Source organism: Candidatus Mycobacterium wuenschmannii (genome assembly GCF_030252325.1).
Classification (GTDB): domain Bacteria; phylum Actinomycetota; class Actinomycetes; order Mycobacteriales; family Mycobacteriaceae; genus Mycobacterium; species Mycobacterium wuenschmannii.
This window is the reverse complement of the sequence record NZ_CP126981.1, coordinates 727220-748613: the sequence shown is the minus strand read 5'-3', so window position 1 is coordinate 748613 and position 21394 is coordinate 727220. Positions and strand designations below refer to the sequence as shown.

Annotated in this window: 21 protein-coding genes; 8 read left to right on the top strand and 13 right to left on the bottom strand. The window is 68.8% G+C overall.

Annotation, left to right across the window (positions count from 1 at the left end; genetic code table 11):
• Positions 1-7: 7 nt before the first annotated feature.
• Positions 8-322, bottom strand: a complete 315-nt coding sequence (locus PT015_RS03790) for a DUF4333 domain-containing protein (RefSeq protein ID WP_285188912.1) — start codon at positions 320-322, stop codon at positions 8-10.
• Between the two features lie 151 nt (positions 323-473).
• Between PT015_RS03790 and PT015_RS03785 the strand changes: the two genes are divergently transcribed.
• From PT015_RS03785 to PT015_RS03775, 3 genes are read left to right on the top strand one after another with little or no spacing between them, the layout of a single operon-like run.
• Complete coding sequence (locus PT015_RS03785) at positions 474-3542, top strand: AfsR/SARP family transcriptional regulator (RefSeq protein WP_285188911.1); 3069 nt, start codon at positions 474-476, stop codon at positions 3540-3542.
• A 53-nt stretch (positions 3543-3595) separates the two neighbouring features.
• Positions 3596-3961 (top strand): hypothetical protein, encoded by a 366-nt coding sequence (locus PT015_RS03780; RefSeq protein ID WP_285188908.1) that lies wholly within the window; start codon positions 3596-3598, stop codon positions 3959-3961.
• A 38-nt stretch (positions 3962-3999) separates the two neighbouring features.
• Entirely contained in the window at positions 4000-4875 is an 876-nt protein-coding gene (locus tag PT015_RS03775; RefSeq protein ID WP_285188906.1) for a vacuolar protein sorting-associated family 26 protein, read from the top strand.
• A gap of 6 nt (positions 4876-4881) precedes the next feature.
• Here PT015_RS03775 and PT015_RS03770 read toward each other — a convergent pair whose 3' ends face one another.
• The 4 genes from PT015_RS03770 to PT015_RS03755 all read right to left on the bottom strand — a co-directional run bounded on the left by PT015_RS03770 (position 4882) and on the right by PT015_RS03755 (position 7410).
• Complete coding sequence (locus PT015_RS03770) at positions 4882-5220, bottom strand: TM2 domain-containing protein (RefSeq protein WP_285188905.1); 339 nt, start codon at positions 5218-5220, stop codon at positions 4882-4884.
• Positions 5217-5429 carry a hypothetical protein gene (locus PT015_RS03765; protein ID WP_285188903.1) on the bottom strand — a complete coding sequence of 71 codons (213 nt, stop codon included), beginning with the start codon at positions 5427-5429 and terminating at the stop codon, positions 5217-5219. The genes PT015_RS03770 and PT015_RS03765 overlap by 4 nt, the downstream gene beginning before the upstream one ends.
• A 2-nt stretch (positions 5430-5431) precedes the next feature.
• A complete protein-coding gene (locus tag PT015_RS03760; protein WP_285188900.1) occupies positions 5432-6688 on the bottom strand; it encodes a neutral zinc metallopeptidase in 1257 nt (418 codons plus the stop codon).
• Between the two features lie 188 nt (positions 6689-6876).
• Positions 6877-7410 (bottom strand): anti-apoptotic protein, encoded by a 534-nt coding sequence (locus PT015_RS03755; protein WP_313825825.1) that lies wholly within the window; start codon positions 7408-7410, stop codon positions 6877-6879.
• A 220-nt stretch (positions 7411-7630) separates the two neighbouring features.
• On the opposite strand from PT015_RS03755, the gene PT015_RS03750 reads away from it, so the two are divergent.
• Both PT015_RS03750 and mddA read left to right on the top strand, forming a co-directional pair.
• Entirely contained in the window at positions 7631-8254 is a 624-nt protein-coding gene (locus tag PT015_RS03750; protein ID WP_285188897.1) for a hypothetical protein, read from the top strand.
• A gap of 117 nt (positions 8255-8371) precedes the next feature.
• Entirely contained in the window at positions 8372-9181 is an 810-nt protein-coding gene (gene mddA / locus PT015_RS03745; RefSeq protein ID WP_285188896.1) for a methanethiol S-methyltransferase, read from the top strand.
• On the opposite strand, the gene ribD is transcribed toward mddA, so the two are convergent.
• The 4 genes from ribD to fmt are packed head-to-tail and all read right to left on the bottom strand — an operon-like array spanning position 9153 to position 13322.
• Entirely contained in the window at positions 9153-10217 is a 1065-nt protein-coding gene (gene ribD, locus PT015_RS03740) for a bifunctional diaminohydroxyphosphoribosylaminopyrimidine deaminase/5-amino-6-(5-phosphoribosylamino)uracil reductase RibD (protein WP_285188894.1), read from the bottom strand. The genes mddA and ribD overlap by 29 nt on opposite strands.
• Positions 10214-10903 carry a ribulose-phosphate 3-epimerase gene (gene rpe, locus PT015_RS03735; RefSeq protein WP_390887925.1) on the bottom strand — a complete coding sequence of 230 codons (690 nt, stop codon included), beginning with the start codon at positions 10901-10903 and terminating at the stop codon, positions 10214-10216. The genes ribD and rpe overlap by 4 nt, the downstream gene beginning before the upstream one ends.
• 14 nt (positions 10904-10917) lie before the next feature.
• Positions 10918-12384 carry an RsmB/NOP family class I SAM-dependent RNA methyltransferase gene (locus tag PT015_RS03730; protein WP_285188892.1) on the bottom strand — a complete coding sequence of 489 codons (1467 nt, stop codon included), beginning with the start codon at positions 12382-12384 and terminating at the stop codon, positions 10918-10920.
• A complete protein-coding gene (fmt, locus tag PT015_RS03725) occupies positions 12381-13322 on the bottom strand; it encodes a methionyl-tRNA formyltransferase (RefSeq protein ID WP_285188890.1) in 942 nt (313 codons plus the stop codon). Before fmt ends, PT015_RS03730 begins: the two co-directional genes overlap by 4 nt.
• 70 nt (positions 13323-13392) lie before the next feature.
• Between fmt and PT015_RS03720 the strand changes: the two genes are divergently transcribed.
• Positions 13393-14013: a YdcF family protein gene (locus PT015_RS03720; RefSeq protein ID WP_285188889.1), complete on the top strand. Its 621-nt coding sequence runs from the start codon at positions 13393-13395 to the stop codon at positions 14011-14013.
• On the opposite strand, the gene PT015_RS03715 is transcribed toward PT015_RS03720, so the two are convergent.
• The 4 genes from PT015_RS03715 to PT015_RS03700 form a co-directional block, all read right to left on the bottom strand.
• Complete coding sequence (locus PT015_RS03715; RefSeq protein ID WP_285188888.1) at positions 13961-15913, bottom strand: aconitate hydratase; 1953 nt, start codon at positions 15911-15913, stop codon at positions 13961-13963. The two genes, PT015_RS03720 and PT015_RS03715, sit on opposite strands and share 53 nt — an antisense overlap.
• A gap of 69 nt (positions 15914-15982) precedes the next feature.
• Complete coding sequence (locus PT015_RS03710; RefSeq protein WP_285188886.1) at positions 15983-16678, bottom strand: LpqN/LpqT family lipoprotein; 696 nt, start codon at positions 16676-16678, stop codon at positions 15983-15985.
• A 31-nt stretch (positions 16679-16709) separates the two neighbouring features.
• Entirely contained in the window at positions 16710-18656 is a 1947-nt protein-coding gene (locus PT015_RS03705; RefSeq protein ID WP_285190910.1) for a primosomal protein N', read from the bottom strand.
• 53 nt (positions 18657-18709) lie between these two features.
• Complete coding sequence (locus PT015_RS03700; protein ID WP_285190909.1) at positions 18710-19441, bottom strand: lysoplasmalogenase; 732 nt, start codon at positions 19439-19441, stop codon at positions 18710-18712.
• On the opposite strand from PT015_RS03700, the gene PT015_RS03695 reads away from it, so the two are divergent.
• Positions 19440-20390 carry an alpha/beta hydrolase gene (locus PT015_RS03695; protein ID WP_285188885.1) on the top strand — a complete coding sequence of 317 codons (951 nt, stop codon included), beginning with the start codon at positions 19440-19442 and terminating at the stop codon, positions 20388-20390. The two genes, PT015_RS03700 and PT015_RS03695, sit on opposite strands and share 2 nt — an antisense overlap.
• A gap of 13 nt (positions 20391-20403) precedes the next feature.
• Positions 20404-21348: an alpha/beta hydrolase gene (locus PT015_RS03690; protein ID WP_285188884.1), complete on the top strand. Its 945-nt coding sequence runs from the start codon at positions 20404-20406 to the stop codon at positions 21346-21348.
• The last annotated feature ends 46 nt before the right edge of the window (positions 21349-21394 follow it).

The following is a 21394-nucleotide window of genomic DNA, read 5'->3' as shown; positions in this document are numbered from 1 at the left end:
CCAGCGGCTACGGCGCGCGCGGCGCGGTCTTGACGTCAAACTCGACGTTGTCGCCGTCGACCTTGGTGATCCGCATGTGCGCGACGTACGGCCCCTCCGGACCGGTGAAGCCGCAATCGAATTGACCGCCGACGGTGGCCTTGACCCCCGATGGGCAGTGCACGTCATTCGGCGTGAATCCGGTTTGCCGCGAGACGACATCGACGACCGATCTGGCGGCCCCGTCGGGCTTGACGGTCGCGCCGCACCCGGTCAGTGGCAGCGCCGCGACACCGATCAGCACGCCGGCGCAGCACCGCGTCGCAGAGCCGAGTGTTTTCATCAGGGCCTGAGTATGGATCAACCGCTCAGCAATTCACAGAGTTTTCGCAGGTAATACCGATGGTGCGGTCCAACCAGCACGCGGCCAGACCTATGGCCATGTATCGTGTGACCGCTAGCAACGGTCAGCATCTTCGCTCGCGGTGGGGGTCATGGTCGAATACCAGCTGTCCGGCGCGGTCGAGGCCCGCGTCGGCGGGGCACTGGCGCCACTCGGCGGACCGAAACAGCGCTGCGTGCTGGCCGTTCTTCTCGCCAACCACGGCACGGTGGTCAGCGTCGACCGACTGATCGACGCGGTCTGGGAGGACAAGCCCCCACCCAAGGCGCTGGCATCGCTGCGGGCCTACGTCACCAATTTGCGGCGCATCCTGCCGGTGTCGACCGACACCGTCGCCCAGCCGAAGCTGCGGCTCGCGTCCCGGGCGTACGGCTACCAGCTCACCCTGCTCGACGACGACTCGGTCGATCTGCACCGATTCGAGACCCTGGTCAAGGAGGGCCGGGCGGCCCTGGTTCGCGGCGCTGCCGCGGCCGCCTTCGACAAGCTCGGTACGGCGCTGACCTCGTGGCGCGGCGACCCGTTCGGGGAGTTCACCCATCGCGACTTCGCCCACGCCGACGCGACGCGCTATATCGCGTTGCGCCACACCGCAATCGAAGCGCGCTTCGATGCGGCGCTGCAATCCGGCGACGGCGGCGACTTGGTTCCCGAGATCGAGGCGGCCATCGCGGCCGACTCGACCGAGGAGCGACTGTGGGGCCACCTGATGGTGGCGTTGTACCGGGCCGGCCGCACCTCCGACGCGATTCGCGCGTTCGACCGCGCCCGCGCCACGCTGGACCGCGAGCTCGGCACCGCTCCCGGCGACGGTCTGCAGACCCTTTACCGCAAGATCTGCGACAAGGCGACGGATCTGCATTTCAACCCGCCGGCCGAACCCCCCGCCGTCTCACCCGGATCCGACCCGCAGAGCCAGATCCCGTTCGTCGGGCGGAACTCAGAACTGGAGAGCATCACCGCTGCATTGGGCAATACCCGCGCGGGCACGGGCGGGCTGATCCTGTTGACCGGGGAAAGCGGAATCGGGAAAACGGCTCTTGCACAGGCGGTTTCGACGCATGCCCGCAAGGCCGACATGGCCATCGCGTGGGCCGCGCACCCGCCGGGTGTCCGGTTACCCCTGATGTGGACGTGGATCCAATTGCTGCGCCGACTCGGTGACGAACTCGGACAGCCGGGTCGAAACGCGGTGCGCCGGGTCGCCCCCGGTGTGGTCGACGCGCTGGTGCCCGAATGGACCGAACGCGATGCCATCAACTCCGGGGTCCGGGCTGCCGCAACGGGTTTCGCGCTTATCGAGGGTGTGGTGTCGGCGCTGTGTGAACTCTCCGCGATCCGCCCGTTGCTCCTTGTCCTCGACGACCTGCATCTGGCCGACTTCCCGTCCGGCAATGCGCTGTCCTTGCTGAGCGCGCAACTCGGGCGCGCGCCGATCCAGGTGATCGGCAACTGGACCTACTTCGGCAGCGGCCGGCCGATGAACCGGCCCACCTTCGAGCGGCTGGTCCGCCTGGAGGCCGCCCGGTCGATTCATCTCGACGGCATCGGGCCCGCCGCCGCGGCCACCCTCGTCGACGCGCTGGCCGGTACGGGCACCGAGGGCGCCGTGTCTCAGCGGGTGTGGAACCGTACCGGCGGAAACCCCTTGTACATCAGGGAACTCGTCTCAGTCCTGGTCGCGCACGACCGGCTGCACGACGCATCCGACGGACATACCGACGACGTGTCGGCGGCCGTCGCCGGCATGGTCGGCCAGCGGCTGGGCCGCCTCGACCGGCCCAGCAGGAGGGCGCTGGCCGCGGCCGCGGTGATCGGCGCCGAGTTCGACATCGCCGACCTGGCCGACGTCGTCGACCTGTCGGTGTCGACCGTACAGGCCCGCCTGCGACCGGCCTACGAAACCGGACTGCTCGACGAGGTCGCCGACCGGCCGGGCTGCTACCGGTTCGGGCACGGCCTGTTGCACGACGCGGTGCTCACGCAGGTGCCCGGCTCCGAGCGGGCCGCGGTGCACGCGGCGATCGCCGCCCACAGCGCCGCGAGCATCGCGACCGCCGCCTACGAGGACGTCATCTCCGTCGCCGACCACGCCTGGCGGGCCGGCACCGAGATCAATCTCGAGATCGCCCTGGAGATTTACGAGACGGCGATCCAGCGGGGCCTGGCCCGCTCGGCATACGACGACATCGCGATCCTCGCGGGACACGCGCTGCAGGTGTGCCGCAAGCTGCCGCCCAAACCCGAACCGCTGCAACGGCAAGCGAGTCTGTGGTTGCATCTGGCCGGTGCCCACGCAATTCTCGACGGGCAGAACAGCCCGGCCGCCGCCGCGGCCGTGCAGCGCGCGTTCGAGATCGGCGAACACGCCAGCGGCAAGCACTACCACGGCGCCGTAGCGATGCAGTGCTACATGCTCTGCGTCCGTGGACGTCTCGACGAAGCGCAGGCCCTGGCCAGCGGATTGGTCGCGCAGTACGCGGCGACCGGCGATCCCGACGTGGGCGTGTCGAGCCACTTCGTCCAGGTCATGCTGCACACCCTGCGCGGCGAACACGAGGCGCAGGAGTCCGTCGCGGGAACCATGATGGCGCGCTTCCCCCCGCCCGAGACGGTCGCCGACCCGTTGGTGTTCTTCCACCCCCGGGTGTACTGCTGGCTGAGTTTGGGCCGGGCGCTTCTCGGCGACCGCGCGGGCGCACATCGGCAACGCAAGGTCGCCCTGGAATTGGCGCAGAGTCGGCGCGCCCACTTCGACATTCTGGCCGCCAAGCTGGTGCGCGTCGAGATCGACGCAATCCTGGGCGTCACCGACGGCACCGTGGCCGCGGCCGAGGAGGTCTACCAGGAGATGATGGCGGCGGGATCGCCGCAGTGGGCGGCCTGCGCGCGGATGATCGGCGAGTGGGCGCGGACGCTGTCCGGCGAGGGTGGTGACCGGGACGCCGCCTTCGAGGCGTTCCGTGACTACACCCACGACGGCAGCATGGTGATGACGCCGTTCTTCCTGGCGTTGATCGCCGACATCGAAAATCACCACGGTCACGTCGATCACGCCCAGCAGCTGCTGGAGCGAGCGCAGGCGGTGGCCAACGCCACGGGTGAGCACATCTGGGACGAGCAATTGGCCCGTCGACTCGCGGTGTCCGCGGCCACGTAGCGCGCACACCCGCCTCCAATCAGGATCCAATTGTGCGGGCTAGCGTTCCGCCGATGAGTATCAGCGAACCGCCGCCGCCGGAGCGTGGGCTGACTCGCGCGGAGCGGGGCCGGGACGTCAGCGAGGCTCAGGCCGAGGCCGAAGCGCAGACATCAACGGTCCGAAGGCTTTTGGCGTCGATGAGCCCACGATTCGTCCTGTCGCAGGCCGACGGCTATCCGGTCGTCATCAAGCAGTTCCTGCAGTTCTGCCTGATTCTCACTTACCCGGCGTGGGTGGCCGGGGCCCTGTTCTCCGTCGTGTGTTACTACGGGTTCTACGTCACGGTGTATCCCGTGCTGTGGGTGTTGTTCTGGCCCATGCGGGCCTGGATGAAGAAGAACCGGCCCGAAGAGTACGCGGCCAGTCGACAGAAATAGTGCGCCGTTTTCTCCGGCCTGCCCGGGCGCAGGTCACCGTGACACCGTCGGTGGTGTCCCCCGGTCAGTCCGTCGACGTGCGGGTCAGCACAGCCAAGCCGATCAGCGACGTGAGTTCGGCGCGCATCGAATTGGGCTACCAGAACTTCTTCCGCTATCGCTGGGCCGGCCATGCCGATGCGGCCGCGACCGAGGCGACCGGCGCGATGTGGTTGACCCAGGACGTCGGCACGACCTACGGGACCGACCGCAACACCAAAGAATGGATCGGTGTCTTTGTCGCCGAATTGCCCACTCCGACATCTGAATTCACCGAGGGATCGGCCACGTTCCGGATTCCGTCGTGGGCACCGCCTTCGTCGTCCCGCATCGCCGGCTGGTCGTGCCGGCTGGTTGTGCAACGCCGTGGTATCGACGTCGAAGAGTCGGCCGAGTTCACGGTTGTCACCGACGTCGGCGATGCCCCGGCCGACCTCGGCGGGATCGAACAGGTCACCGGCAGTGCGGCGTCCAGACTCGACATCGAGTTGCCCCGACTGGTGTTTCGCGCCGGTGAGACCATCGACGGTGCCGTCGTCGTGACCCCGAGCCGGGATCTGGCGGCCGGCGATGTCCGGGTGAAGTGGCAGTGGCAGCGTGATTCCCATCCGCGCACGCGCACACCGGGATTCGACGAGGTCGCCAACGGTCGCACCGTCCAGCTCGACAAACACGTGACACTGCGCGAAGGCGCCCCGGTCCGGCTGCCCTTTCAGATCGCGCTACCCCTCGACGCGGCGCCCAGCGCCAGCGCGGTCAACTCCTCGATGCACTGGTTCGTCGGCGCCACAATGTTTTACGCCGGGTTCTCCAGTCCGGGCCACGAGTCCGTGCGGCTACCGATCGCGGTGGTCAATCCCGTGCGAGTGCGCTAGCGGCGGTCAGTCGCGCAGGATGCGGCCCTGCGCGTCGGGAATCTTGCGATTCAGAATCATGATCGCGTCGATCAGCGGCCACAGCCCGCCGAGGCCACAGGTCAGCCAGGTTACCGCGATCTGCGCGACGCCCACGCCGGTGTAGCCGAGGTAGAACCGGCCGATGCCGAGGCTGCCGAAGAAGATGCCCAGCAGACCCGCGGTGACCCTGCTGCGGTCCGAGAGCGGCCGGCCCCAGGCGTCCACGGCCGGCGGCCACCCGGGCGGTGGCGGGTACGGCGGAGGATACGCCGGCGGCCGCTGCGGGAATTCGTCTGGGGAGTAGGGGTATTCGTGCGTCGTCATGTCAGTGACGCACTCGGCTGGATCTGGTTGGAACGCCGTCGGTCGAGCACCCGCCGGATACCGATGACGCTGAAGACGACCACCCCGATCAGCGCCAGCGACGCGTAGACGGTGAACGCGATGGTGAACACCATTGTCACGACATTGATCACCGCCACCACAGCACCCAGGGCGAGGAAGCCCAACGAGAACCCCAGGACCGTGAACACGACTAACGCGTCACGCAGGCTTTGGCGCCGTTCATCACGCCATCGCGGTACGCGTCGACGCGGACCGAACCGTGTCCCTGTCGCTCTACGTCACCTGAACCCCGGAAGACGATCAGCGCGGTGATGCCCTTGTCCAGGTCACCGGGTGACATCTTGTACGGGCTCTCCGGACGGTCCTCGAGCAGGATGCTGGCCGCCCACGCCCCTGCCATGCAGTCGGCGCGCAGCGACGTCAGCTTGTTGCTGGCGTCCTGTCCGCCGTGTGAGAGCACCGCCAGGCCGTACTGGGTCGCAATCAGCGTGGCGACCGCGAAATCGCCACCCTGGTCATAGATCTCGGGCATGGCCTTGACCGCATCGAATCCGACATAGTCCTCCGGCACGCAGTAGAAGAGCACGTACGCGGAAGTGGGCTGCCCACCGCAAGTGGGCGCCTCGGCCGGGTCGAACGCCTTAACGGGCTGCAGCGGCTTCCAGGGCTCGCCAGTCAGTTTCGGGTAGACCTGCGACCAGTAGTCCTCGAGGTCGGCGGGCACGCCCGCGATGATGTCCGCGTATGGCGCGTTGCCGCCGCTCTCCACGTCGGCCGCGCTGTTGAACGGGATCTCGACCACAGGTGGGTCGCCGGGCTTGTAGCCTTTGCACGCGCTCGGGCCGTTGTCGAACCCGGTCTGGAACGAGTTCACCCGGTCGAAGCCGCTGCCGTGTGCCTGCGGGTCGTGCTTCTCGGTGCCGGGTTCGTCTCGCAGGAAGAGGAATCCGGCGAGCGCGTTGTCCAGATCATCGGCACTGGCCTTGAATGCGTCGCTCTTGGAGGCGTGGGCCGCCCACGCTCCGGCAAAGCAGTCGGCCTGGATCTCCTTGACCACCGTCGGCCCCTGGAAGTTGGCGCGCGCCTGGATGGCGTGGCCCCACTCGTGGGCCAGCACGACGGGAATGACGAAGTCGCCGAAGCGCTTTCGCAGACTGGGTAGCAGCTGTTCGCTGTCCCAGGCGACGTCATCGGCTTTGGAGCAGTAGAACGCGTTACCCGAGATGTCGGAGGCGGCGGCCGCGCACGGCGCCAGCTGTCCGGACGACGGCGTCACGGCGTAAAAGCCGCCCTTGACCGGGGTGTAGTCGTGGCCGTACAGCTTCGGGAATTCGCTGCCCCAATAGGTCTGCAGGTCGGCGATCGCCTTGATGGCGAGCTTGTTGACCGGGTCGGCGGCATCGCCGTGGATCTGCACCGACGCGGCCGGATCGGCCGATTTCGGCACCGGCTTCGAGGCTTTGGTCGTACTGCAGCCGGTACACACCAGTAAAGCCGCTGCAGCAAACGCAATTAACCGCGTTAACCAATTCATTGCCGGCATCTGCCGCCCTTCCATAGCCCCGTTAATTCGTTTATGGCGCGCAGACAATACGCACCGATGATTGGAAATCGATTGGAAGACGCTTGTGTCAATTACTTGGCTTGATCGTCGACCTTGAAATCGAAGTGCACATCGCCGGCGTCGACGTCGGTGACCGTCACCGTGACCCCATAGGCCTGGCCGTCGTCCTTGAGCTCGCAGCGCAGCGTCGAACCCGGGGTGCCCTTCAGGTTGTCCGGGCACGTCACCGAGTCCGGCTTACGGCCGACCTTCTCGGTGAGCTGCTCGCTGACCTTGCTCGCCACCAGGTCCTTGTCGACCGTCTCGACCATGTCGAACTCGACGTCGTCGCCCTTCACGCTGGTAGCGGTGACGTTGACGTTGTAGTCCTGCCCCTTGATCTTCATCGCGCAGTTCAGTTGCGCGCCGACCTGACCCTTCAGGCCGTCCGGGCAGCTGACCGAGTCCGGCTTGTTGCCGGCGGCGTCGGTCATCTTGGCGCTGATCTGTTTGGCGATGTCGTCCTTGCTCACCATCTTGGGACCGCTCGAGCACGCCGCGGTGCCGATCAGGGTTCCGGTAATTGCACTAGCGACGAATAGTGTCCGCGAAAACGAGTGCGCCATGTCTGCCTTTCAGTCATCTCAGATAGATGAATCGGCGAAGTATTGCACGCGAAAGGAAGGGAATACATTGCAATCAATGTAAAATCTAGGTTAACTAGAGCCACCAAAACTGAATAATTATCCGCACTAGCAGCGCCGTGGGGTTACGGTGCCAGCAACCCCGAAAATGGTTCGCGTCCACGCGCGGATCGCGCGGGCAAATCAACTAAGGAGCGCTTTGATGAAAACCCCGGTGATCGCGGTGGCGGGCCTGACGGCGGCCACCGTGCTGGTGGGTCTATCGGTGACGGGCTGCAGCAGCAAGTCGGACAAGCCGGCTTCGACGTCGTCGTCGGCCTCGGCCACCGCCAAGAGCTCCACAGCGGAACCGAGTTCCTCGGAGGCCCCGTCGGGCGGTTACGCCAAGTTGCTGATCAAGGCCGAGGACATCACGCTGCCCGGCGACACCTTCACCCTCTCGCCGCCGACGGAGAACCCGAACGGAAAGACAGGTGTCGCAGGCGTTTTCAGCAACCAGGCCGACACCCGTGAAATCGGCGACACGATCATGATCCTGCCGGACTCGGCGGGCGCCGCCACCGCCCTGGACGGCGCGAAGTCGTCGCTGAGCAGCAACGTGACCGGCGGGGAAGCGCAACCCGCGGCCGTCGGCGAGGGCGGAACTATCGTGCAGGGCACCTCGCCCGACGGCTCGAAGTCGGTGACCGTGTTGCTGTTCACCGAAGGCAAAGCCTTTGTCACGCTTGAGTTTGACGGAAAACCCGACGACCCGGTGCCGCCGGCGTTCGCCACTGACATCGGCCAGAAGCAGGACGCCGCGATCAAGAGCGGTCTGGCCGGCTGACCAGCTTGGTGCCGCGACCCCGGGACGGCGCGCAGCGCCTTGTCGCGGCACCAAGCTCAGCCGGAGGGCTGAGTGCACACCCTGGTGTATCGGCCGGAGACGGAGGACACTGATCCCGTGACTCGTGCTGATGAGTCGTCGTCGCGACCCGCAGAAAGCGCGGTCGGAGGCGTGGTCGTCGCCGCGTACGGCTTCGCCGTCTATGCAGTCTTCCTGCTCGTATTCCTGTACCTGATCGGGTTCGTCGCCGACGCGCGTCTCACCGTAGGCGGCGTCCAGCTCATTCCCACGACCATCGACCACGGCAACGGCGACGGAGCCGTCACCGTCGGGGCGGTGCTCACCGATCTCGCCGTGCTCGCGCTGTTCGGTGTCCAGCACAGCGTCATGGCACGGCCGGCGTTCAAACGGCGCTGGACCCGCGTAATCCCCACCAGCGCAGAGCGATCCACCTATGTGCTGGCCACCAACGTCTGTTTGATCGTGCTGATTGCCGCGTGGCGTCCGATCACCGCCGACGTGTGGCACGTGATCGCGCAGCCGTGGCGCACCCTGCTCGTCGCCGTCAGCGCCGCCGGTTGGCTCACCGTGCTGATCAGCACCTACCTGATCGACCACTTCGACCTGTTCGGTCTCCGCCAGGTGCTGGCGCGACTGACTCGCCGACCCGCCGCCGAGCACGAATTCGCGACGCCGTTCTTCTACCGCTTGGTCAGGCATCCGATCTACACCGGCTTCATCATCGCGTTCTGGTGCACACCGGCAATGACATTGGGGCACTTACTCTTTGCGGCCGTGATGACCGGATACATCCTGTTCGCCGTGCGGCTGGAGGAGCGCGACCTGATCGCGTTCTTCGGCGATCGGTACCGGGACTACCGCCGGCGGGTTCCGATGCTCATCCCGGGGCTGGGCGGTCGCTCCTGACGGTGCCCGACGCCGACTCCCGCGGCACCAAGCTCAGCACCAGGTCCGGGCCGACTCGCTCGATGCCGTCGTAGCGCCAGCGCAGCGCCCGACCGATGCTCGGCACCCCGACGTCGTCGACCGCGGTGATCGGTCCCCCGAGCAGGATCGGGGCGACATAGGCCAGAATTCGGTCGATCGCGCCCGCCCGCAGGAATGCCCCAGCCAGCGTGGGACCGCCCTCGAGAATCACGTCGGTGCGGTCGGACAGCGCCCTCAGCACCTCGGCGGGCTCGCGGGTGCGAATCACCATCGTGCGGGTGTCGTTGTTGAGAACCTTTGCCTCCGAGGGTATCTCGCGCATACCAACCACCACCCGCATGGGCTGACGCTCGGTGAGGCTGCCGTCGGCCAGCCGTGCGGTCAGCGTCGGGTTGTCGGTGAGCACGGTGCCGGTGCCCACCACGATCGCGTCGGCGGTGGCCCGTCGCCGGTGCACGTCGGCGCGGGCGGATTCGCTGGTGATCCACTGGCTCGAGCCGTCGGCGGCCGCGCTGCGGCCGTCGATGCTGGTGGCGTACTTCCAGGTGACGTGCGGCAGGCCGGTGCGCTGCTTGTGCAGCCATTCGCGCAGCGGTCCGGCCGTGACCAGGTCGGCGTGCACATCGCCGGTCACGGCCACGCCCGCCGCGGCCAACCGTGCCGCTCCCCCAGCCGCCTTCGGGTTGGGGTCGCCGACCGCGTAGACCACCGCCGCGATGCCCGCCTGGATCAGCGCGTCGACGCACGGTGGGGTCTTGCCGTGGTGGTTGCAGGGTTCCAGCGTGACCACCGCGGTGCCGCCGGCCGCCAGCCGGCCCGCCCGGCGCAGCGCCATCACCTCGGCGTGCGCACTGCCGGTTCGCTGCGTGCCGCCGACGCCGACGACACGGCCGGCATGATCCAGGATGACCGCACCGACCGGCGGGTTGGGGTACGTCTTGCCCTTCACCAGATCGGCTTGCTCGACGGCCAGGCGCATGGCGGCCTCGTGGCTCATGGCCGCCGGCGGGGTCATCGGCGCAGATGCGGCGACACAGCACCGGCCTGGCGCCGCAACGCCTCGACAGCCGCACCCGGGTCGTCGGCGCCGTAGACGGCCGACCCGGCGACGAAGCAGTCGACGCCGGCCTCGGCGGCCTGCTCGATGGTGTCGGCGTTGATGCCGCCGTCGATCTCGACCAGGATCGTCAGCTCGCCGGAGTCGACGAGCTTGCGCACCTCGCGCACCTTGCTCAGCACCTCGGGGATGAACTTCTGACCGCCGAACCCGGGCTCGACGGACATCACCAGGAAGGTGTCGAAGTCCTTGAGGATCTCCAGGTAGGGATCCAGCGGCGTGCCGGGTTTGATGCTCAGGCCCGCCCGGGCACCCGCCGCGCGAATATCGCGGGCCACGCTGACCGGATTCTCGGTCGCCTCGGCGTGAAACGTCACGTTGTACGCGCCGGCTTCGGCGTACGGCGGCGCCCAGCGGTCGGGGTCCTCGATCATCAGATGGCAGTCCATCGGGATGTCGCTGGCGGCCAGCAGGCTTTCCACCACCGGCAGACCGAGGGTGAGGTTCGGCACGAAGTGCGCGTCCATCACGTCGACGTGCAACCAGTCCGCGCCCTCGACGTCGGCGGCCGCGTCGGCCAGCCGGGCGAAATCAGCGGCCAGTATCGAGGGAGCGATGAGCGGCCGGTCGGTCTTGCCTGACATGAACGTCACCTTAACTAACCGTCGACGTTCGGCGACGATGTGCGCCGCGCGGCGCGAGGAGGATCCGAACGGTTGACACGCAGGGCTGCGGCGAACATCGCGTCGGTGCCGTGACGGTGCGGCCACAGTTGAACGTAGGGTCCGTCGCCCAGGTCGGTCACCGGCTCGAACAGCGGCCGGGTGTCCAACGCGGACACCGGATGACGACGCAGCGCGTCACCCACCACGCCCACGGTCTCGGACAGATGCGGCGAGCAGGTCGCGTACAGCACGACGCCGCCCGGCCGGGTCAGCGTGATCGCCGCCGCCAGGAGTTCGCGTTGCAGCTTGGTCAGCGCCGGCACATCGGCGGGCTGACGCCGCCAGCGCGCGTCCGGGCGACGTCGCAGCGCCCCCAAACCGGTGCATGGCGCGTCGACCAGCACCCGGTCGAAGACTGGCTCCAGGCCGGTGCTGCGCCCGTCGACCCGCAGCACGTCGACCGGCAACCCGGTGGTGTTCTGCACGACGAGGTCGGCACGATGGTCGGCGGGCTCCACCGCGGTGACCCGCGCCCCCACCTCGGCCGCCAGCGCGGCCAACAGGGCGGTCTTGCCACCCGGGCCCGCGCACAGGTCGAGCCATTGCCCGGTATCGCCGTCCACCGGGGCCAAAGCCGCTGCGCGCGCGACTAATTGGCTGCCCTCGTCCTGCACTAGCGCCTGACCGTCGCGCACCGCCGCCACATCGGCGGGGTCGCCGGCGGGCAGGTAAACCGCGTACGGCGAATACCGGCCTACGCTGCCGTCCACAGCTGTGGCCAGGTCGCCGGCGGCAAGCACACCGGGTCGGGCCGCGAGATGCACCTGCGGCCGGGCATCGTCCGCGGCGAGCGCCGCGCCGAGTTCACCGGCGGCGCCGCCCAATGCGTCGACGAAAGACTGTGCGATCCAACGCGGGTGGGCATGCAGGAACGCGGCGTTGCCGATCGGGTCGGCCGACTTGCTGGGCGCCAGCTCGTCGAGCCACGACTGCTCATCTCGGGTGCTGATCGTGCGCAGCACACCGTTGACGAATCCCGCTCGCGCCGAATCGAATTCGATGGCAGCCTGCTCGACGGTGGTTGAGACGGCGGCGTGCGCGTCGACACGGGTGCGCAGCAGTTGATAGGTACCGAGCCGCAGCAGGTCCAGCAGCACCGGGTTGATGGTGTCGGGCGACCGGTTGGCGGCGGCGCCGATCACGGCGTCCAGCAGGCCTCGTACTCTGCTGCTGCCGTAGGTCAGCTCGGTGGCGAAGGCGGCGTCGCGTCCGGTGATTCCACGCTCCCGCAACAAGACCGGCAACAACAGGTTGGGATAGGCGTCGCGCTCACGCACCGCCTGCAAGACGTCGAATGCGGCACGGCGGGCCGGATCGAGCGGCTTGCGCCGCGGCGGCCGCTGGGGTGGACGCGTCTTCGCCGGCCGGTCCCGGCGCGGGTTTCCCTGCTGCGGACTCATGACGCGCGTACCGCCTCGTCGAGTCGCGCTCCCCTGGCCCAGTCGACGGAGTTCATCGACTTCTTGCCCGGGGCCTGGACCTGGCCCAGCCGGACCGCCTGCGACGCGGTGCCGACCCGCACGCTGCGGCGGTCGACGTAAATTTCACCGGGCGCCAATGTGTTTGGCAGGCTGTGACCGTCGGTATCGAGGTAGACCGGCCCGAGCTTGACCCGCAGGTCGCCGATCAGCGTCCACGCTCCCGGGTTGGGCGTGACGGCCCGGATCCGGCGGTCGACGACCTCGGCCGGCAGATCCCAGCGCACCCGCGCCTCCTCGACGGTGATCTTGGGCGCGACGCTGATGCCGTCGGCCGGCTGCGGCACCGGTGTGAGCGCGTCGTCCGCGATGCCGTCCAGGGTGGCCGTCAGCAACGCCGCCCCCGAAACCGCCAGTCGGCCAAGCAGATCCCCCGCGGTGTCGATCGGCCGCACCGATTCGGTGACCACGCCGTAGACCGGCCCGGAGTCCAGGCCGGATTCGATCTGGAATGTCGTCGCACCGGTGACGGTGTCGCCCGCGGCGATGGCCGCCTGCACCGGGGCCGCCCCACGCCAGGCCGGCAGCAGCGAGAAGTGCAGGTTGACCCATCCGCGTGCCGGCACCGCCAGCAGGTCGTCGCGCAACAGTGCTCCGAACGCCACGACCGGACAGCAGTCCGGCCCCAGCTCCGCTAGTTCGGCGACGAACTCCGCGGAGTTCGGCCGCTCCGGTCGCAGCACCGGAATGTCGCGCTCGAGCGCGAGTTGCGCGACCGGCGACGGCTTGGGTTTACCGTGCCGGCCCGATGCGGCGTCCGGCCGAGTGAGCACCGCGACCACCTCGTGACGCGGCGAGTCGATCAGACTCTGCAGCGCGGGCAACGCGGGTTCGGGGGTACCGGCAAAGACGAGACGCACCGGCCCAGTCTAGAAAGGGCTTTCGACCGACCGACACCGCCCGCTCGCCGCTAGGACGAGAATTGGGCCGATGAGTGGGCGGAATACGTGGATCGCGGTCGCGTCCGGCGTCATCGCGGTGACGTTGGGATGGTCTGAATGGGCAACGTGGAAGGCGTCGCGCGAGTTCTACCCGACCCGGTCGGGCGCGGCCGGCGACGCGTCGGCGACGAACGTGCTGGTGCTGGGCTGCCCGATACCGGTGCTGCAGCGGTGGCGGGTCCGGATCGCCGTCCGATCGGGCGATCCGCAACGCGCCCGGTTCATCTTCTCCGGCGGGGCGGTACGGACACCGGTCGCCGAGGCGACGATGATGGCCGATTACGCGGTGCACTCGCTGGGAGTGCCGGCGTCGCACACCGTCATCGAGGACGCGTCTCGCACCACGATCGAGAACATTGCCAACTCGGCGCCGCTGCTCGCTGAGGGCGGCTCGATCACGATCGCGTCCAACACCTTTCACGCGCACCGCGCCCGCCGGATCCTGAGAGACACCGCCCCGACATTGGCCGACAGACTCGTTCCAGCGAGCGACTACCGGCCGTTCGAGTGGGGACCCCTGCACGCGGCGCTGCTGGCCCACGAGGGGTACCGACGGGCTACTCGTCCTCGGCCAGCCGCGGAATCAACCCGCCGGCCAACACATCCTTGACCTGTCGCGACGAAAGTCTGTGCCGCACAGTGAAAGATGTGTCCTTGCTGACGTTGTCGACCTGCAGGGTGTCGGACTTGGCCAGCGCATCGCGGACGCCGGACATGCGCAAGGTGTCGTCCTGATCGACGTTCTCGTAGTCGTCGGGGTCGTCGAATTCGAGCGCCAGCACACCGAAGTTGGCCAAGTTCTGCCAGTGGATACGGGCGAAGGATTTCGCGATCACGACCTGAAGGCCCAGGTGCCGCGGCGCGATCGCGGCGTGCTCGCGCGACGAGCCCTGACCGTAGTTGTCGCCGCCGACGATGATGTGACCGGTCGCATCAGAGTCTTTGGCCCGCTCGGGATAGGACTCATCGACCTGGGTGAAGCTGAACATGGCGAGCTTGGGGATGTTCGAGCGGAAGGGCAGCGCGCGGGCTCCCGCCGGGGAGATCTCGTCGGTGGAGATGTTGTCGCCGACTTTGAGCAGCACCGGGGCTTCGATCTCATCGGGCAGCGGCGGCAGATCCGGCAGGCTGGAGATGTTGGGCCCCTTGACCGGCTCGACCTTTTTCGCCTCCTTCTCGCGCAACGGCGCGACCAGCATCACGGTGTTGATCGCCGACTGCTGCGGAAAGTCCAGCGTCGGATAGTCGACCTTGTTGTCGCGGGCCCAGTCTCGTGGATCGGTGATCACACCGGTGAGCGCCGACGCCGCGGCGGTCTCGGGCGAACACAGCCACACGGCGTCCTCCTTGGTGCCGGAGCGGCCCGGGAAGTTGCGCGGCATCGTGCGCAGCGAGTTACGCCCGGTCGCCGGCGCCTGGCCCATGCCGATACACCCCATGCAGCCGGCCTGATGGATGCGGGCGCCGCCGATCACCAATTCCGTTGTGGCGCCCATTTTTGTCAGGTCGGTCAAGATCTCGCGTGACGTCGGGTTGATGTCGAAACTGACCTCGGGGGCGGTCTGTCGTCCGGCGATCATCGCGGCGGCGATCGCGAAGTCACGCAGTCCTGGGTTGGCGCTCGACCCGATCACCGCCTGGGCGATCTCCTCGCCGGCGACCTCGCGAACCGGAACCACGTTTCCCGGTGACGAGGGCTTGGCGATCAGGGGTTCGATCGCGGAGAGGTCGATCGCCTCGTCGACGTCGTATTCCGCCTCGTCGTCGGCCAGCAGTTCGACCCAGTCGTCCTCGCGGTCCTCGGCGCGCAGGAAGTCACGGACCGCCTCATCGCTCGGGAAAACCGTTGTGGTAGCACCGAGTTCGGCGCCCATATTGGCGATGACGTGGCGATCCATCGCACTCAGCGTGGCGAGCCCGGGGCCGTAATATTCGATGATCCGGTTCACGCCGCCCTTGACGTCGTGGCGCCTGAGCATCTCCAGGATCACGTCCTTGGCCGAACACCATTGCGGCAGTTCACCTGTGAGCCTGACACCCCAGATCTCCGGCATCCGGATATGTAGCGGGCGCCCCGTGATGGCCAGCGCGACCTCGAGTCCACCGACGCCGATCGCCAGCATGCCCAGCGAGCCCGCGGCCGGGGTGTGCGAGTCCGAGCCCACCATCGTCTTGCCCGGAATCCCGAACCGCTGCATGTGCGTCGGATGCGATACGCCGTTGCCGGGCTTGGAGAACCACAGCCCGAATCGCTGCGCGGCGGTGCGCAGGTATTCGTGATCCTCGGCGTTCTTCTCGTCGGTCTGCAGCAGGTTGTGGTCGACGTACTGGACGCTGACCTCAGTGCGGGCGCGGTCGAGTCCGAGCGCCTCCAACTCCTGCATCACCAGCGTGCCCGTGGCGTCCTGGGTCAACGTCTGGTCGATACGCAGGGCGATCTCTTCGCCGGGCTTCGGCTCGCCGGACTCGAGGTGTGACTCGATCAGTTTGCGGGCGACGTTGAGAGACATGACAACCGTCCTCGGTGACGTTGGGCTGAAACGTCTGGGTTGCGTACCCCGACGCCGCCGCGGCCATGCCTACGGGGTGATCGTCGTCTTCTCGTCGATGGCGACCGCCGCCGGGACTGCCTTCTCGACCTGATCCGGCAGCGCGTCGGCGTTGAGCTCCAGCAGGTAGATCACGTCGTCTTTGCCGTTGATCACGACGACCTTGTCGAGGACCGCCCTGGTCTGGCCGTCCTGTGTCCACGTCCCGGCCAGTTGATAGGCCGGAAATCCGCCGAGGTTGTCTTCCGTGCCGTCGTTGTGGATCTTGAAGCCGGGCAGGTTTTTCGTCGCGCCCGCGGCGAGCTCGATCAGCTTCTGCGGGTCGACGTCGCCGTCGAGCTTGGAGACGGTCGCCACGATGCTGGGGGTGTACTTGGCCGATTCGGGACCGTTGTCGACGATCGCCCAGTACGCGGTGGGCGGGGTGTCGGGTCCCGCGTCGGCCCAGCCGTCGGGCATCGGGAAGTTGACGGTCGGCGCGCCGGGGTCGCCCTTGTGCACCGGGGTCGCGGTGATGTGCGCGTCCTTGAAGTAACCCGCGATGGTCGGGTTGGGACCCTCGGGAGCCAGCCGCGGCGCCACCTTGGGTTGCGGCTTGGCGCTGGCGCTCGCCGACGACGGGTTGTTAGCCGCGGTGCTGTTGCTCGGCGATGATCCACAGCCGGCCAGGGTGATCGAGGTGGCAAGGATGGCGACCGCTGCGCCGCTGATGGCTGTCCGTTTCATGGAACGGCAGCATAGCCGCCGGACCTATGCGCTAGCCGATGTGCAGCGGGTCGATCTGGACGCGGACCGGCTCGCTGGTTTGGCGCGCGCTGACCACCGCGACGCCGCGCCGCAACTCCGCGGCCAGCGCCAACCCCTGCCGGCGATCGACCCGCACCAGCATCCGGTCGACAGGTTCGTCGGCCGCCATACCGGGCGGCCGCCGCGCCCCCGCCGGCAGCGGCACCGGGCCGAGCAACTCAGCGGTGTCCGGCAGCCGGACCTCCTCGAGCAACGCGGCGACGGCCGGGCCGGATCCGTCCAGGGCAGCCATATGTGCGCTCGGCGGCAGCGCGACCTCGGTGCGCGCGGCCAACTCGGCGTCCGCGTGGCCGACCGGATCCCAGCGGATCAGCGCCTGCACCGTCGGCACGGACGCATCCGCGACAACGGTCACCACCCCGCCGTCGTCGCGCGATCGGACCAGCGACGCGGCGGCCATCCAGCGGCGCAGGGTGTCCTCGGCCGCGCGCAGGTCCTGACGGCTCAACAATGCCCAGCTGTCCAGCAGCAGCGCCGCGCCGAAACCGCCGTCGGCGCGCGGTTCGGCGCCGGGCGTCGCGACCACCAGGGCGGGGCGGGCGTCGACCTCGGACACCATCGCCTCACCCGAGGAGGTGATCACCGTCGTCCCGGCGAAGGCGCGACCCAGTTCCTCCGCGGTCCGACGGGCGCCCACCACGACCGCTCGGATCGCGTCGGATCCGCAAGCGCCGCAACGCAATGCGGTATCAGCGCGGCCGCACCAGCGGCACACCGGCGACGAGCCGCCGCGGTCGTCCAGCGACAGCGGCCCGGTGCAATGCCGGCATCGGGCGATGGTCCGGCACCGCGCACACGCCAGCGACGGGACGTAGCCGCGCCGCGGCACCTGCACCAGTACTGGCGCGCCGGCCTGTAACGCGGTGCGGGCGGCGCGCAGCGCAACCGACGGCAACCGCGCGTTGCGCGCGGCGGGGTCACGTTCTTCGGCGTATCCGCCGTCGTCCAGGGCGACGACGCGCGGGCTGCGCGCACGCACCACCGGCCGCGCCGCGACCAGGTCGTGCGCCCAGCCGCTGCGCACCAGCGCCTGCGCCTCGGCGGTGCGGGCGTACCCGCCGATCATTGCGGCGCAACGCATTTGGTGGGCGCGCAGCATCGCCACCTCGCGCGCGTGCGGGTAGGGGGCGCGGGGCTCGGCCAGTGTGTCGTCGCCGTCGTCCCACACCATCACCAGGCCGAGATCGCTGACCGGCGCGAACACCGCACTGCGCGTGCCGATGACCAGCCGTGCGCTCCCCCGCAGTGCCGCGAGCCAACGCCGGTACCGTGCGGACGGACCGAGGCCCGCCGACAACGCGACCACGGCCGCCTCGTCGAGCAACGCCGTCGCCGCCCGCCACATGGTGTCCACGTCGCGCTGATCCGGCACGATGACCAGCGCGGCGCGCCCGCTCCGCATGGTCTGCGCCGCGGCCTCGGCGAATCGGTCGGCCCACGACTCGCCGGGCAGCGCCTGCCACACAGCGCGGGCCGCGCGCGTCTCGGCCAGCGCCGTCAGGAACTGCCCGCCGCTGCTGTAGGACTCCCAGCCGGCCCGGTCGACCTCCTCGACCACGGAAAGCTCTGCCGCAGCGACGGTTTCAGCCTCGATCTTGGCGTGCCGCGGCGGCACCGCCAGCCGCAGCACGTCGGCGCGGGTGCCGGCGTAGCGCGCGGCCACGGCATCGACCAGCCGGCGGATCTCCGGGGTGAGCACCGCCTCGGCCGACACCACCCGGTCCAGCCAGGCGAGCTTGCCGACGTGATCGGTGTCGGTGCGGCGCTCCAGGACGAAGCCGTCGACCAGCCGGCCGTGGAAGCGCAGCCGCACCCGCACGCCGGGTTGGGCGTCGTCGGACTGCTCCTCGGACACCAGGTAGTCGAAGTCGCGATCCAGGTGCGGCACCGACAGCATCGGCAGCACGCGAGCGATCGGCTCGAATGCTGCGGCCTGTCGGGTCCGCGTGGTCACTCGCCAGGTGTAGCAGAGGTGATCGACACCCGGCCGAAGAAGAAGCCCGCGGTGATCAGCACCTGCGCCGCCGCGTAGGTCCACCAGATCGGCACCGCCAGTGCCTCGTTGCCCAGCACGAAGCGGCTGATCCCGATCATCGCGTCCGACCCGGCGAAGCTCAGCGCGCCGACCGCCGTCCACACCGTCGGGAGCTGCGCCAACAGCGCCGCAGACGCCATCGCGACCAGCACCAGCATGTACACCGTTACCGGAATGGTCATCCCGTCACGGGCCAGTTGCGGCCAGAACCACGTCAGCAGCGCAACGCATGCCACGCAGAGCGCCGCGACAGCGATCAGCCGGGGACGCGACCGATCGGCCCCGCGCGCCAGCGGTATCAGCGCGCCCAGAAAACACAGGTGCGCCAACAGGAATGCACCCAGACCGAGCACGAACGACGGCGCCCACCACGGAATGGCCAGCAATAGGTCGCCGACGGCGGAGAACAACAGCGCCGGCATCAGCCAGCGCCGCTCGCGCACGATCGGGTGCGCGGCCGCCGCCAGCGCGAGCAGCACCGCCATGGCCGCCTTGAAGGCCGGTTGCGCGCCCCACACCCCGGTCAGCTCGTCGCCGGGCGCGGAACGCAGCGCGACGATCGTGAGGAATACGCCGTATGCGAGGCCGGCCCAGCCACCAGCCACCCAGGCGCCCAGCATGACCCGGGGTGCGTACGGTGTCTGCATGCCCAGCGTCGACGATTCCGGATCCGCCATCGATCCCATCCTGCAGAAGGTACTGGACGCGGTCCCGTTCCGGTTGTCCGCCGACGACGGTGTCGAGGCCGCCCGCGCTGCGCTGCGCGATCTGCCGCGGCGGGCCTTCCACCCCGAGCTGCGGGTCGAGGACCGCGCCATCGACGGGCCGGCCGGTCCGATCAACCTCCGGATCTACTGGCCCGCAACCGATCACACGCCACTGCCGGTGGTGATGTTCTTCCATGGCGGTGGTTTCGTGGTCGGCGATCTCGACACCCACGACGGCACCGCCCGCCAGCACGCCGTCGGCGCCGAGGCCATCGTGGTGTCCGTCGACTACCGACTCGCGCCCGAGCACCCCTACCCCGCCGCGATCGACGACGCCTGGGCCGCGACGCGGTGGGTTGTCGAGCACGGCAGCGAAATCGGTGCCGACGCGAGCCGGCTGGCCGTCGCGGGCGACTCCGCGGGCGGCAACATTTCGGCCGTCATCGCGCAGCGCGCCAGGGATGCGGGCGGGGCGCCAATTTCCTTCCAGCTCTTGTGGTATCCCGCCACGCTGTGGGACTCGTCGCTGCCATCGTTCACCGAGAACGCCGACGCCGCAGTGCTGGACAGCGCCGCCGTCGCCGCGTTCAGCCGCTACTACGCCGGCGAGATCGACCTGTTCAATCCGCCGGTCGGGATGGCACCGGGCCGCGCGGAGAACCTGACCGGCCTGCCTGCCGCGTACATCGCCGTCGCGGGCCACGACCCGCTGCGCGACGACGGCAGGCGGTACGGCGAACTGCTCGATGCCGCGGGCGTTCCGGTCGAGGTGCACAACGCGACGTCGATGGTGCACGGCTATCTCGGCTACGCCGGGGTCGTTCCCGCGGCCACGGAGGCCATGGACCGCGGCCTGACCGCGCTGCGCGACGCCCTGCACACCCGGTGACAAAGGAGAAGACGTGACGGAGCCAACCATCGCCCGACCGCAGATCGATCCGACGCTGAAGGCCGTGGTCGACGCGTTCCCGATGACCTTCACGGCGTCCGACGGCGTCGAGGTCGCCCGAGCGCGGCTGGCCCAGCTGAAAACGCCGCCCGAGATGCTGCCGGACCTGCGGATCGAGAATCACTCGGCCAACGGGGTTCCCGTCCGCATCTACTGGCCGCAGTCCGAGCCCGGCAACCTGCCGATCGTGGTGTTCATCCACGGCGGCGGCTTCGCGCTCGGCGACCTGGACACCCACGACCCGGTCGCGCGGGCGCATGCCGTCGGCGCGGAGGCGATCGTGGTGTCCGTCGACTACCGACTGGCCCCCGAGCACCCGTTTCCGGCGGGCGTGGACGACTGCTGGACGGCCCTGCAGTGGACCGCCGAACACGCTGCTGAACTGGGCGGCGATCCGACCCGGATCGCGGTCGCCGGTGACTCGGCCGGCGGCAACCTGGCCGCGGTGATCGCGCAACGCGCCCGCGACGAGGGCGGGCCGAAGCTGGCCTTCCAGTTGCTCTGGTATCCGACGATCACCGCCGATCTGTCGCTGCCGTCGTTCACCGAGAACGCCGACGCGCCGATCCTGGACCGCGACGTCATCGACGCCTTCCTGAGCTGGTACATCCCGGGCCTCGACATCAGCGACCCGAAGGCGCTGCCGCCCGCCCTGGCGCCCTGTAACGCGGCCGATTTCTCCGGGTTGGCACCGGCCTTCATCGGCAGCGCCGAGCACGACCCATTACGCGACGACGCCGCGGTCTACGCCAAGCTGCTCAACGACGCCGGTGTGCCCGCGGAACTGAGCAACGAAGGCACCCTGGTGCACGGCTACGTCAGCTTCGCGCTGGTCATCCCGGCCGCCGCCGAGGCGACCAACCGCGGACTCGCGGCCCTGAAGGCGGCGCTGCACTAGATACGCGGTACCGTCGGTATCGACTAAGCACCTGTAGCGATGGAGG